The organism is Cryobacterium sp. TMT2-14, assembly GCF_004402465.1.
GTDB lineage: Bacteria > Actinomycetota > Actinomycetes > Actinomycetales > Microbacteriaceae > Cryobacterium > Cryobacterium sandaracinum.
In genome coordinates this window covers 1-12,608 of record NZ_SOFV01000010.1, presented here as the reverse complement: position 1 = coordinate 12,608, position 12,608 = coordinate 1, and the positions used below count along the sequence as shown (strand labels likewise).

Sequence of the window (12,608 nt, the reverse complement as noted above, 5' to 3'; positions counted from 1 at the left end):
AGAGCGCTCTCACAGACTGCCAGACATCTACCGCGCATTCAAGCGCCGGCCCCCCGCGGTGTTGTGCGGAGGGCCGGCGCTGGGTCGGCTGAAGGTGCACCGGGTCGACCGGCGGGGGCCCGCCTGGCGGCCGAAGCCTTAGGCGAACGCGGCTACGGCGGCAGCGACGGGTTCGTCGCCGGAGACCAGGTGCAGCACCCGGCGCTCGGCGGCGCCGGTCTCGATGAGTGCGGCCAGCACGGCCGCGACGTCCGCGCGGGGCACAGTCGCGCGATCTTCCGGCAGGCCGGGGCCGGCCGGGTTCAGGCGCACCAGTCCGGTTCCTGCGTCGTCGACGAGGCCGCCGGGGCGAACGATCGTCCAGGCCAGGGGCCGAGCGATCAGGTCTTCCTCGGCCGCCAGTTTGGCCTGCAGGTAGCCCAGGAAGTCCGCCGGTACATCCGCCGGGGTCTGACCGTCCCGCACCTTCTCGGTGCCGGTCGACGAGATCTGGATGAAGCGCGCCACGCCGGCGGACTCAGCCGCGTCGGCCAGTCGCACGGAGCCGCCGAAGTCGACGGCCTGACGGCGCTCCTCGCTGCCGTCGGCTCCGGCGCCCGCGGCGAACACCGCGACGTCGGCACCGGCCAAGAGGTGCGCAGCCTCGGCCGATGAGGTCTTTTCGAGGTCGAACACCACCGGAACGGCTCCGTCAGCGACGAGGTCCGCCCTCTGTTCCTCCGTGCGGATCAGCCCGAGGACCTCGTGGCCGTTCTTCGTGAGCTCCCGCGTGAGCTGCCGGGCGATTTTTCCATGTCCACCTGCAATAACAATGCGCATTACTAATACAACGCCCCGACGGCCCCCACAATTCCCCAACGCCCGGACCGGGCCATCCGTGACTGCGCGCCCTGTGCGCATTCGCCGGAGATTTTGCCACAAAGTGACGATTTGAGGCCTAAATGGGGCGGTAGGAGCAAAATCTCCGTCGAATTCGTTCGGGTGCTAGCGGGGCTGGGTGCGGGCCTCGCGCTCGAACTCGTCGACGTCGATCCCCGGCTCGACCAGGGCGCCCATCCTGTCGGCGGCCCGCTGCGCGTCCCGGGTCAGCTCGGCCTGCGCGGTCAGCTCGGCCGCGTTCTCGTCCGCGGCCTCCTGCAGGGCGGAGGTGTTGCGCAGCGGCGGCGCCGTGAGGAAGAAGCTCAGTACGAATGCGACCAGCACGACGGCCAGGCTCACCCAGAAGACGGTGACGGATGCGCCGTTGAAGCCGACGAGGAACGGCTCTGCGAGCCGCGGGTCGGCCGTGTTGAGGAACGAGGTGTCGCCGTCGAGGGCGCCGCCCACGCTGCCCGGGTTGGCCAACAGGGCCAGGATGCCGGTGTTCGCCGGGTCGGCCTGCACGGCCGGGTCCGTTGCAGCGTCCCTGACCCCGGAGACGATGGTCGGGTTGTCGAAGGCCGCGCCGATCGTGTCGGGGATGCGGGTGAACAGCACCGAAAAGAGCACGGCGGTGCCGAGCGTGCCGCCGATCTGGCGGAAAAACGTCGCGGCGGATGTGGCCACGCCGATATCCCGAGGGCCGACCGAATTCTGGCTGGCGATGGTGAGCGTCTGCATCAGCTGGCCGAGGCCGAGGCCGATCAGGAGCATCCCGGCCATCATGAATCCGACCGGCTTGTCGGCGGTGGCGAATGTGAAGAGCAGGAAGCCTGCCGACATGAAGGCAGTGCCGATGGTGGGGAAAACCTTGTAGCGGCCGGTACGGGCGATCAGCTGGCCGCTCACAATGGAGGAGATCATCAGGCCCGCGATCATCGGCAGCATCAGGAACCCGCTCTCCGTCGGGGTGGCCCCGTTCACGAGCTGCAGGTAGAGCGGCACCGTCATCATGGCGCCGAACATGCCGAAGCCGACGAAGACGCCCAGGATGGTCGCCATCCTGAACGTGGACGAACGGAACAGTTTCAGCGGGATGAGCGCGTCGTCGCCCATCAGCCGCTCGGCGAGGATGAAGGCCGCGATGCTGAAGAGTCCGATCACGTAGCAGGCGATCGAGGGGATCGAACCCCAGCCCCAGGTGCGGCCCTGCTCGGCCACGAGCAGCAGCGGCGCGGCAGCAAGGATCACGGTCACCGCTCCCCACCAGTCGATGCGAACGGGCCGGGCGAAGTGGGGAACGTGTAGAAACTTCAGCACGATTGCGAGGGCGATGATGCCGATCGGGAGGTTGATCAGGAAGACCCACCGCCAGCCCGTGATTTCGAGGATCGTGTCCGAGCCCGACAGGACGCCGCCGATGAGCGGGCCGATCACGCTGGAGACCCCGAAGACGGCCAGGAAGTACCCCTGGTATTTCGCCCGCTCCCGGGGTGCCAGCATGTCGCCCATGATCGTCAGGGGGAGAGCCATCAGGCCGCCGGCGCCGAGCCCCTGGATGGCCCGGAAGATCGCGAGCTCGTACATCGAGTTCGCCAGGCCGGCCAGGAGCGAGCCGATGAGGAAGATCGTGATCGCGATCAGGAACAGCGGGCGGCGCCCGAAAATGTCGCTGAGTTTGCCGTAGATCGGCGTGCTGATGCACGACACGATCAGGTAGGCGGTCGTCACCCAGGCCTGCAGCGCCATGCCGTCGAGGTCGTCGGCGATGGTGCGCATCGATGTTCCGACAATGGTCTGATCGAGGGCGGAGAGGAACATTCCGGCCATCAGTCCGAAGATGACGAAGAGAATCTGCCGGTGGGACATCAGCGGCGGGGCGGCGAGAGCGGGAGAAGTTTGCATTGTGCGCAAAGTTACACGATGGGCAAACAATCTTCAAGCCCCTGCGGGCCGTCGGAGGCTGGGGGAACCCGCTCCGGTCTAGGCTCAGCATCGTGTGGGCAGATCGGGCAGTGGGGGTCGCGCATCCGTTACGGCGGAGGCGTATCGTCGTGCTGTCCATCGTCATCTCTGTACTCGCCGCCGGTGCGGTGGCGGCCGGAGCCCTGACCGGGGAAACCGCGCCGCCCGTCGTCGGTTCCGCCGTCGCTCCGACGCTGATTGCCCGTGTCGAACCGAGCGCCACCCCCACCCCGCCTCGTTCCGCCCCGACAGGTTCCCCGGAGCCGGCCGTGATGCCTACCTTTGACCGTTCCGCGCGCTCACTCGACGACCCGGCCAGCCTCTGGGTCGTCGTTGACAAGACCCGCCCGCTGAACCCCACCGACTACGCTCCGACCGACCTCGTCGACGTCCCGGTGGCTCACGTCTGGAGCCCGCAACTTCGCCGGGAGGCGTCGGACGCAACCGTGGCCCTGTTCTCCGCGTTCGAGGCGGAGACCGGGCTGAAGCTGCAGTCCCACAGCGCCTACCGGAGCTTCGCGGCCCAGGTGATGGTCTACGACGCGGATGTCGCCGCGAACGGACAGGCGTTCGCCGACACCAGCACGGCCCGGCCGGGAAACAGCGAGCACCAGACCGGTCTGGCCATCGACATCAGCGCACTGCCCCGGATCTGTTCGCTGGATGCCTGCTTCGGCGACACCCCACAGGGGCAGTGGCTTGCCGGGAATGCCTGGCGTTTCGGGTTCCTGCTGCGCTACCCGGCCGACAAGGTGGCCATCACCGGCTACGGCTACGAGCCCTGGCACTTCCGCTACATCGGAACGGAACTGGCCACGGAGATGCACGCCACCGGAACCGCCACCCTCGAGGAATTCTTCGGGCTCCCGGCGGCTCCCGGCTACCACTGATCTCGTTCCCCAATCCCGTTTCCTGATCGGCGCAGGGCCGGTGTGTCGTCCACCCGGGCATTTCCCGGATAAGTGTGATTATCTGGGAACCGTCCCCCGAACAGGGCGTGTCTGCCACACACCCCGGTGGCACCCCGAACGAAGAGAGAAATCTGTGGTTCTGACCCGACGCTTCCGCATCGTCGCTGCCGTGCTCGTTCTGGGCGGCCTCGTGGCCGGAACGGCCGCCGTGGCCGGGGTGACTGGGGATGAACCCGTCGTCTCGGCGACTCCGACCCCGGCTGCTGACTCCACGCAAACGGCGCCGAAGGCCGATGCGGCCGCGTCTGACGCGACGGCTGCAGATCGGGTCGCCCCCGCGGAGGCCGCAGAGCCGGTTCCCATCGACGCCCAGGTGCAGGCGCAGGTGAGTTACATGCTCGCCCACTGGACCGACTACAACACGGATGGCTACGGCGTCATCACCGACAACGACTGCGTCAATTTCACCAGCCAATCCCTGATTGAGCGGGGCTGGACCATGGACGACCAGTGGTACGCAGAGGGAATCGGCTCCGACTTCGACACCTCGTCACCGTGGATCAGCTCAACCGCGTTCCGGGACTACGTCGCGCAGTCCGGCCGCGCCACCGCCCTGACGGATGACCAGCGCGACCAGGTCAAGCTCGGCGACGTCGCCCAGTTCGACTGGGACAACTCCGGGGACCGCGACCACACCGGGGTCGTCACCCGGATCGAGGGGTCGGGCGACGACATCCAGATATACTATGCCGGCCACACCGACGACACCGACTTCCGGTCGGTTGACTACGCGATCACCGAGAAGCACCCGGGCGCCACGGCGTACTACTGGAGCATTCCCTAGGTACCGAAGCACTCCCTACCGCTGATCTCCGGTCCCGACAGGCTCGACCGCCGCGGTGGTCAAGCCGGTCCGGATCAGACGCGTCAGGCGATGGCGCCGTCGACGATGGCCTTGGCCTCGATCTGCACCTGCTTCAGGTGTTCCGGGCCAGTGAAGGACTCGGCGTAGATCTTGTAAACGTCCTCGGTGCCACTCGGCCGGGCCGCGAACCAGGCGTTCTCGGTGACGACCTTGACGCCGCCGATTGCCGCACCGTTGCCGGGAGCGTGACTCAGCTTGGCGATGATCTTCTCGCCGGCGAGTTCGGTGGCAGTGATGGCGGCTCCGTCGAGCTTGGACAGCTGCGCCTTCTGGGCGGGCGTCGCGGCCGCGTCCACGCGAGCGTAGGCCGGGTCGCCGAAGTGCTCGGCCAGCTCGGCGTAGCGTTGGCTGGGCGTCTTGCCGGTCACGGCGAGAATCTCCGAGGCGAGCAGGGCCAGCAGGATGCCGTCTTTATCGGTGGTCCAGACGGTTCCGTCGAAGCGCACGAAGCTGGCGCCGGCGCTCTCCTCGCCGCCGAAGGCGACCGAGCCGTCGATCAGGCCCGGAACGAACCACTTGAATCCGACCGGCACCTCCCAGAGGTCGCGGCCGAGGAAACCCGCGACGCGGTCGATCATGGTGGAGGAGACGAGCGTCTTGCCGATCGCGGCATCCGCCCGCCAGCCTTCGCGGTGGCTGTACAGGTAGTCGATGGCCACGGCCAGGAAGTGGTTCGGGTTCATCAGCCCGCCGTCGGGGGTGACGATACCGTGCCGGTCGGCGTCGGCGTCGTTGCCGGTGACGATGTCGAACTCGTCCTTGTGGGCGGCGACGGATGCCATCACGGACGGGCTCGACGGATCCATCCGGATCTTGCCGTCCCAGTCCAGGGTCATGAAGCGCCAGGTGGGGTCGACGTGGGGGTTGATCACGGTCAGGTTGAGCTCGTAGCGGTCGCGAATCGCACCCCAGTAGCCCACGCTCGCGCCGCCGAGCGGGTCGGCTCCGATACGAATGCCGCTGGCCTTGATGGCGGCCATGTCGATGATGTTCTCAAGGTCATTCACGTACCCACCGCGGAAGTCGTAGGTCTCGACCGCGCTGGGCTCGCTCTTTTTGACATCATTGAGCCCGGCGGCGATGAGTTCGTTGGCCCGGGCGGCGATCCACGAGGTGGCGTCGCTGTCGGCCGGTCCGCCGTGCGGTGGGTTGTATTTGAAGCCGCCGTCGGAGGGCGGGTTGTGGCTCGGGGTGACCACGATCCCATCGGCCTCGTCGCTGTTCCCGGCCCGGTTGTAGGCCAGGATCGCGTGCGAGAGGGCCGGAGTAGGCACATAGTCGTCGAACTCGTCGACCAGCACGCGCACGCCGTTCGCGACGAGCACTTCGAGGGCGGTCGTATAGGCTGGCGCGCTCAGGGCGTGCGGGTCGGTGCCGATGAAGAGCGGCCCGGTGATGCCCTGCATGGCGCGGAATTCAACGATCGCCTGCGTGGTCGCGATGATGTGGTCTTCATTGAAGGCCGTGTTGAGGGAGCTCCCTCGGTGACCGGAGGTGCCGAAGGCCACTCGCTGGCCTGGCACCGTGACATCCGGTTTCAGGTCGTAGTACGCCTTCACCAGCGCTTCGACATCGACAAGGTCAGATTCCAGGGCCGCTGTGCCCGCGCGTTCGTTCATAGTGTCCAGTCTTGCACTGCAACTAGGCTGATCTGCATGTCCGAGTCGCGCAATGTCAGCTACAGCTTCCTCGGGCCGACGGGCACCTTCACCGAGGCAGCCCTCACCCAGGTCGTCGAAGCCCAGGGCAAGCCGTGGCGGGCCGTGAACAATGTCGGCGAGGCGTTCGACGACGTCGTGTCCGGCCGTAGTGTGGCCGCGATGATCGCGATCGAGAACTCCGTCGACGGTGGCGTGTCCGCCACGCAGGATGCCCTCGCGAGCGTGCCCGACCTGCGCATCATCGGCGAGTACCTGGTTCCGGTGAACTTCGTCCTGGTGGCTCGCCCGGGCACCGCGCTGGCCGATGTGAAGATCGTCAACGCGCATCCGGTCGCCTATGCGCAGTGCCGCCGCTGGCTGGAATCCAATCTGCCGCACCACGGCCACCTTCCGGCGTCGAGCAACGTGGCCGCCGCCGCGTCGCTGGTCGAATCAGGGCAGGCGGATGCTGCCATCGCCCCGCCCGGCATCGAGAAGCACCACGATGTGGTCGTGCTCGCCCGCAGTATCGGCGACAACGCCAACGCGGTCACCCGCTTCGTGCTCGTCAGCCGAACCACCACCGTGCCGCCCCGCACTGGCGCCGACAAGACCAGCCTGATCGTGGAGCTGCCCGAAGACCGCTCAGGCGCCCTGCTCGAGATGCTCGAGCAGTTCGCCACCCGGGGCGTCAACCTCAGCCTGATCCAGTCGCGCCCCATCGGCGACGCCCTGGGGCGCTACCGGTTCGTGATCGATGCCGACGGTCATATCCACGACGAACGCGTGGCCGACGCGCTGCTCGGCCTGCGCCGGTTCAGCCCCCAGGTGATCTTCCTCGGCTCGTACCCGCGGGCCGACAAGCAGCCGATCGAGTTCACCTCGCGCTACAACGACAACGTTTTTATCGGTGCGCGCGCCTGGCTGCGCGGCCTGCTCGGCGAGCCCGCGGTCTGACGGTCCCACCAGCCCAGCCCAGCCCAGCCCAGCCCAGTCCAGCCCGGCCCGGCCCTCAGGCCGCGACGGGAACCCGCAGGACGAGGGCGGCAGGGTCGGTGCGCAGGGACACCGAGCGCACCGGGCCGAGCGCGTCGCCGTCCACCTCGAACTCCTGCGCCTCGACCAGCACGATCCGGATATCGGCGGCGTGCAGCGTCGTCAGCACCCGTGCAGTGGTCGATTCGGTTCGCTCGATGATGCGACGCCCGGCCGCCGAGCGGCGCAGAACGCCGTTCTCCCACGTCACCCGGCGCCAGATTGTGAGCCAGCCGAGCACACCCTTGGGCTGCAGCATGGCGATGTCGAGGATGCCGTCGTCGAGGCGGGCATCCGGCAGAATCTGGATATTTCCCGGCAGCAGGCCGCAATTGCCGATCAGGATGGTGCTCACGTGCGCCGGCCGGTGCGGGCGCCCGTTCAGGCTGTACCGGATCTGGAACGGCTTGACCCGGGGGAGCACGCGCGCCACGGCGTCGACGTAGGCCAGCCAGCCCACCGCCCGCTTCAGTTCGGGCCGCGTGCTCACGACCATCTGGGCGTCGATGCCGATGCCCGCCATCACGAGGAAGACGTGGTCGGCCAGGGCGCCGTCGTCGGTGCGCACGGATGCCACACCCACGTCGATCGGCTTGTTTCCGCCCGTGAAGGCAACCATGGTGGCCTCGTCAAGGTTCGACAGCGGCAGGCCCAGGTTGCGGGCCAGCAGATTGCCGGTGCCGAGGGGCACGATGGCCAGGGGCACACCGGAGCCACGGAGCACGTCGGCGATCGCGCGAATCGTGCCGTCGCCGCCCGCCACGAGCACCAGGGACGCACCCTTCGCCAGGGCGAGCCGGGCGGCTTGCCTGCCGGCGTCGTCCGCGGCGGTCGGGAGCCAGAGCGAGCCGGCCCAGTCCGACGCGGTCTCCGCGCGGGCCACGCTCGCCCGCAGGCGGTCCAGGTCGACTTTGGTGGGGTTGTAGACGATTGCCGCCCGCCGAACAACTGTCGGTTGATCGGGAGTATCCACGCGGTAAGGCTAGCAAGGTGCCGGACCATGCGCTTGTAGACTGATTCGGTGATTGATCCTGTGCTGCTGCGAGAGAATCCTGACCTCATCAAGCGTTCGCAGAAAGCGCGCGGTGCGTCGGTCGAGGCGGTCGACGACGCGCTCGCCGCCGACGCGGAGCGTCGCGCCACTATCCGGGCGTTCGAGGCGCTGCGTGCCGCCCAGAACCAGTTCGGCAAGCAAGTGGCCTCCGCGCCTCCCGCGGAGAAGAAGGCCCTCGTCGCCCAGGCACAGAGCCTCGCTGCCGACGTCAAGTCCGCCGCGGCCGCCTCGAGCGAGGCCGAGGCGCTGTTCACCGCGGTCGTGCGCACCCTCGCGAACCCCGTCATCGACGGCGTACCGGCCGGCGGTGAAGAGAACTTCGTCACCCTCCGCACCCATGGCGCCGTGCCCGCCTTCGACTTCGAGCCGCGCGACCACCTCGAGCTGGGCGAACTGCTTGGCGCCATCGACATGGCCCGAGGGGCCAAAGTGTCCGGCGCCCGGTTCTACTTCCTGCGCGGCATCGGCGCCCGCCTCGAGATCGCGCTGATGAACATGGCGCTCGACCGGGCGCTGGCGGCCGGCTTCATCCCCCTGATCACGCCCACCCTGGTGCGGCCCGAGATCATGGACGGCACCGGGTTCCTCGGCGAGCACGCCGACGAGGTCTACTTCCTCCCCGCCGACGACCTCTACCTCACCGGCACCAGCGAGGTCGCGCTCGCCGGCTACCACTCGGACGAGATCCTGGACCTGTCCGGCGGACCGCTCCGCTACGCCGGCTGGTCCACCTGCTACCGGCGCGAGGCCGGTTCGGGCGGCAAGGACACCCGCGGCATCATCCGGGTGCACCAGTTCAACAAGCTGGAGATGTTCACCTACGTGCTGCCGGAGAATGCCGAGGCCGAGCACGACCGCCTCGTCGCCCTGCAGGAGGACATGCTCCAGGCGCTCGGCCTCAGCTACCGCGTCATCGACGTGGCCGCCGGCGACCTCGGCTCCAGCGCCGCCCGCAAGTTCGACATCGAGGCGTGGGTCCCCACCCAGAACGCCTACCGCGAACTGACCAGCACGAGCAACTGCACGACCTACCAGGCGCGCCGGCTCGATATCCGTTACCGCACCGAGTCGGGCAAGACCACGCCGGTCGCAACCCTCAACGGCACCCTGGCGACGACCCGCTGGATTGTGGCCCTGCTCGAAACGCACCAACAGGCGGATGGCTCGGTACTCATACCCGAGGCGCTGCGCCCCTGGCTGGGCGGCCTCGACGTCATTCGGCCGGTGGGCGCATGACGACGCCGACGGATGCCCCCTGGCTGGTGGCCCTCGACATCGACGGCACCACCATGCACGAGAACGGCACGATCAGCGACGGCGTCCTCGACCAGGTGCGGCGGCTCGCCGCGGCCGGTCATGAGGTCATGCTCGCCACCGGGCGCTCGTCCGCCGCCACGCTCCCCGTGCTCGAGCGCCTGGACATCACCCCGCGCTTCGTGGTCTGCTCGAACGGTGCGATCACCCTGCACCGCGACCCGGCTTCCCCCACCGGGTACCGGCGCGAATGGGTCGAGACCTTCGATCCGACCGATGTGTTGATGCAGATCCGCTCGCACCTGGTCGGGGCCAGGTACGCCGTCGAAGACGAGCGCGGCTTCTACCGCTACACGGAGCCGTTCCCGGATGCCACGATCGGGCTGGATAGCGAGCACGTCGAGTTCGACGATCTGCTGCGCCAGGACGCCACCCGGGTGGTCGTCATCTCGCCTGACCACGACATGGAGGATTTTCTTCAGATCGTCGACCGGATGGGGCTGAACCGGGTGAGCTACGCGATCGGCTGGACTGCCTGGCTCGATATCGCCCCCGACGGCGTGAACAAGGCCACCGCCATGGAGCGGGTGCGCGCCGAGTTCGGGATTCCGCGGAGCCGCGTGATGGCCGTCGGCGACGGGCGCAACGACATCGAGATGCTGCAGTGGGCGTCGGTTCAGGGTCGGGGAGTGGCCATGGGGCAGGCTCCGCACGAGGTGCTCGCGGCGGCCGGCGAGATCACCGGTGCCGTTCACGAAGATGGGCTCGCGCTCGTTCTGAGCAGCCTGTAGGCGGTGCCCAGCCCGCTGCCAGCATCCTCTGGCACGGTGGTGAGTCTGCAAGCGGTTAGAATCGGTCGGTATTCGTTAGTCCGCGACCGCGTGTTCCACCAGCGCCGCGGGCAGCGAACCGGGAGGGCTGTCCGAGCGGCCGATGGAGCCAGTCTTGAAAACTGGTGGGCAGAGATGTCTCGTGGGTTCGAATCCCACGCCCTCCGCACCTCGATTCTGCACGACCTGCACAAACGAAGGGACCTGAGTGAGCGACGAATTACGCCCCCGCTCGACACGATCGAAGAAGCTCAGTACCATCGCCCGCCATGGCCGGCTGCGCCGCTCCAACCCGTTCGTGACCGTGGCCAAGGTGCTCGCCGCGTCACTGGCCGTGCTGCTCGTGAGTGGTGCATCCGTCGCCGCGATCGCGACCTACGATGTCGCGTCGAGTGTGCAGGAGAGCGTGCCCCTGGCCAACGAGACCGAGGGTCCCGCCCCCAAGATCGATGCGATCCCGGGCGGCGTGAACCTGCTGGTGGTCGGCAGTGACAGCCGAAAGGGTCAGGATGCCTCGTTCGGGCCGGAGGATTCCACCGGCGACCTCAACGATGTCACCATGCTGCTGCACATCTCCGAAGACCACACCAACGCCTCCGTGATCAGCTTCCCCCGGGACATGTATGTTCCCATCCCCGAGTGCCCGGACCCTGCTGGCGGCACCTTCGACGCGATGAGCAGCCAGAAAATCAACACCACGCTCACCTACGGTGGCCTGGCTTGCACCGTGCTCACGGTCGAGAAGCTCACCGGTTTGAGCATCCCCTACGCGGCAGAGGTGCAGTTCGACGGCGTCATGGCCATGTCGACGGCCGTCGGCGGCGTGCCGGTCTGTGTCGCCGAAGACATCGAAGACGAGTACACGAACACCTACCTTCCGGCCGGAATGCACACGCTCGAGGGTTTGGAGGCGCTGCAGTTCCTGCGCACCCGCCACGGCGTCGGCGACGGCAGCGACCTGACGCGGATCAGCAACCAGCAGGTGTTCCTGTCCTCCCTCGTACGAACCGTGAAGAGTGCGTCCACACTCTCCGATCCCGTCAAGGTGTACTCGCTGGCCAAGGCCGTCACGGCCAACATGAACCTGTCCACGAGTCTCAACGACGTCTCCACCCTGGCGTCGATCGCCGTGGCCCTGAAGGACATCGACCTCAGCAAGGTGGTCTTCGTGCAGGCCCCGACCGGCAATGTTGACGGCGGCGTGGAACCGATCCAGCCGGACTTCGACGACCTGTTCACCGCCGTCGAAGATGACGACTCGCTCCAACTGGCCGGAGACCCGGCTGCGGAGGACCCGGCTGCGATCCCGGATCCCGATGCCACGACCGATCCGGCCGCACCGGTCCCGGATCCGGCCGCGACGCCCCCGACCGCAGTGCTTTCCGATTCAGTCCAGGGCCAGACCGCCGGAGACGTCACCTGCTCTGCAGGCCGGTCGCTCGAGGACCAGTAGTCTCCGGGCGGCGCCCGCAGTCCTCGGTTCGTGCGGATGCCGTCAGTACCGTTATGCTTGCCTACGTGGGTTTGCGCTGCAGACCCCAAGGAGACGTCGCATAGTACGGCTTAGTGCACCACCCTGCTAAGGTGGAGTACCCTTCACGGGGTACCGTGGGTTCAAATCCCACCGTCTCCGCGCTTCTCGTTCCTCCGCATCCCGGTTTTTCTCACTGGGTGCGGGGGTTTTTCTGTCCCGGAACGCACCTGTGACTCGATTCCGGAGGCTCTAACCAACGTCCGTGTCTGAGCCATTTGGTGACCCGATCCCGAAAAATCACGCCAACGTTGGTTGAGCCTGTCGAGCCCCCAACCGGTTCCCTCCCCCAGGCCGCCAGGTGCGGGTGGGGTCGTAGCAGTAGGGTGCCCGGACTTGGGGTGTGCCGCGGATCATGCGGATGTTCCAGCCGGAGGTGTCGATGCTGTGGTGGTGGTACCAGCAGAGGAGGACCCCGTTGGTGATCTTGGTTTTTCCGCCGCGGTGCCAGGGGGTGACGTGGTGTACTTCGCACCAGGCGGCGGGCACGGTGCAGCCGGGGATGGTGCAGCCGCCGTCGCGGGCGGCGATGGCGCGGCGTTGGGCCCGGTTGAAGAAACGATTCTCGGTGCTGAGGCTGAGGACCTCGTTGTGCGGCCCGAACC

Annotated in this window: 11 protein-coding genes and 2 tRNA genes; 8 read left to right on the top strand and 5 right to left on the bottom strand. The window is 67.6% G+C overall.

Annotation, left to right across the window (positions count from 1 at the left end; genetic code table 11):
• Nucleotides 1-138: 138 nt before the first annotated feature.
• Nucleotides 139-819, bottom strand: coding sequence for an NAD(P)H-binding protein (locus E3O28_RS04725; RefSeq protein WP_134415329.1), 681 nt, complete (start codon nt 817-819; stop codon nt 139-141).
• Nucleotides 820-984: 165 nt separating this feature from the next.
• Complete coding sequence (locus E3O28_RS04720) at nt 985-2,763, bottom strand: MDR family MFS transporter (protein WP_241973017.1); 1,779 nt, start codon at nt 2,761-2,763, stop codon at nt 985-987.
• 149 nt (nt 2,764-2,912) lie between these two features.
• Here E3O28_RS04720 and E3O28_RS04715 point away from each other — a divergent pair, with 149 nt between their 5' ends.
• Together E3O28_RS04715 and E3O28_RS04710 are read left to right on the top strand one after the other, a co-directional pair.
• A complete protein-coding gene (locus E3O28_RS04715; protein ID WP_241973016.1) occupies nt 2,913-3,713 on the top strand; it encodes a M15 family metallopeptidase in 801 nt (266 codons plus the stop codon).
• A gap of 154 nt (nt 3,714-3,867) precedes the next feature.
• Nucleotides 3,868-4,578 carry an amidase domain-containing protein gene (locus E3O28_RS04710; protein ID WP_134415328.1) on the top strand — a complete coding sequence of 237 codons (711 nt, stop codon included), beginning with the start codon at nt 3,868-3,870 and terminating at the stop codon, nt 4,576-4,578.
• Nucleotides 4,579-4,661: 83 nt separating this feature from the next.
• Here the strand turns inward: E3O28_RS04710 and pgm are convergent, their stop codons facing one another.
• A complete protein-coding gene (pgm, locus tag E3O28_RS04705) occupies nt 4,662-6,278 on the bottom strand; it encodes a phosphoglucomutase (alpha-D-glucose-1,6-bisphosphate-dependent) (RefSeq protein WP_104099899.1) in 1,617 nt (538 codons plus the stop codon).
• 36 nt (nt 6,279-6,314) lie between these two features.
• Between pgm and pheA the strand changes: the two genes are divergently transcribed.
• Nucleotides 6,315-7,256: a prephenate dehydratase gene (pheA, locus tag E3O28_RS04700; protein ID WP_104099898.1), complete on the top strand. Its 942-nt coding sequence runs from the start codon at nt 6,315-6,317 to the stop codon at nt 7,254-7,256.
• Nucleotides 7,257-7,311: 55 nt separating this feature from the next.
• Here the strand turns inward: pheA and E3O28_RS04695 are convergent, their stop codons facing one another.
• Nucleotides 7,312-8,307, bottom strand: a complete 996-nt coding sequence (locus E3O28_RS04695; RefSeq protein WP_104099897.1) for a diacylglycerol kinase family protein — start codon at nt 8,305-8,307, stop codon at nt 7,312-7,314.
• Nucleotides 8,308-8,355: 48 nt separating this feature from the next.
• On the opposite strand from E3O28_RS04695, the gene serS reads away from it, so the two are divergent.
• The 5 genes from serS (at nt 8,356) to E3O28_RS04670 (ending at nt 12,105) form a co-directional block, all read left to right on the top strand.
• Nucleotides 8,356-9,624: a serine--tRNA ligase gene (gene serS, locus E3O28_RS04690; protein ID WP_104099896.1), complete on the top strand. Its 1,269-nt coding sequence runs from the start codon at nt 8,356-8,358 to the stop codon at nt 9,622-9,624.
• Nucleotides 9,621-10,433 (top strand): HAD family hydrolase, encoded by an 813-nt coding sequence (locus tag E3O28_RS04685; RefSeq protein WP_134375151.1) that lies wholly within the window; start codon nt 9,621-9,623, stop codon nt 10,431-10,433. Before serS ends, E3O28_RS04685 begins: the two co-directional genes overlap by 4 nt.
• Nucleotides 10,434-10,554: 121 nt before the next feature.
• Nucleotides 10,555-10,639: transfer RNA gene (locus tag E3O28_RS04680), tRNA-Ser, on the top strand.
• Nucleotides 10,640-10,680: 41 nt separating this feature from the next.
• The gene (locus E3O28_RS04675; protein ID WP_104099894.1) at nt 10,681-11,925 is read left to right on the top strand and encodes an LCP family protein; all 1,245 of its coding nucleotides are present in this window, start codon (nt 10,681-10,683) and stop codon (nt 11,923-11,925) included.
• Nucleotides 11,926-12,014: 89 nt separating this feature from the next.
• Nucleotides 12,015-12,105: transfer RNA gene (locus E3O28_RS04670), tRNA-Ser, on the top strand.
• A gap of 138 nt (nt 12,106-12,243) precedes the next feature.
• Here the strand turns inward: E3O28_RS04670 and E3O28_RS04665 are convergent.
• A partial coding sequence (locus tag E3O28_RS04665; protein WP_134415327.1) for an HNH endonuclease signature motif containing protein occupies nt 12,244-12,608 on the bottom strand: 365 nt, incomplete at its 5' end.

Excerpts from the sequence above, each read along its gene's own strand:
- E3O28_RS04725 (WP_134415329.1), bottom strand. The coding sequence starts at position 819 with ATGCGCATTGTTATTGCAGGTGGACATGGAAAAATCGCCCGGCAGCTC.
- E3O28_RS04720 (WP_241973017.1), bottom strand. The coding sequence starts at position 2,763 with ATGCAAACTTCTCCCGCTCTCGCCGCCCCGCCGCTGATGTCCCACCGG.
- pgm (WP_104099899.1), bottom strand. The coding sequence starts at position 6,278 with ATGAACGAACGCGCGGGCACAGCGGCCCTGGAATCTGACCTTGTCGAT.
- pheA (WP_104099898.1), top strand. The coding sequence starts at position 6,315 with ATGTCCGAGTCGCGCAATGTCAGCTACAGCTTCCTCGGGCCGACGGGC.
- E3O28_RS04685 (WP_134375151.1), top strand. The coding sequence starts at position 9,621 with ATGACGACGCCGACGGATGCCCCCTGGCTGGTGGCCCTCGACATCGAC.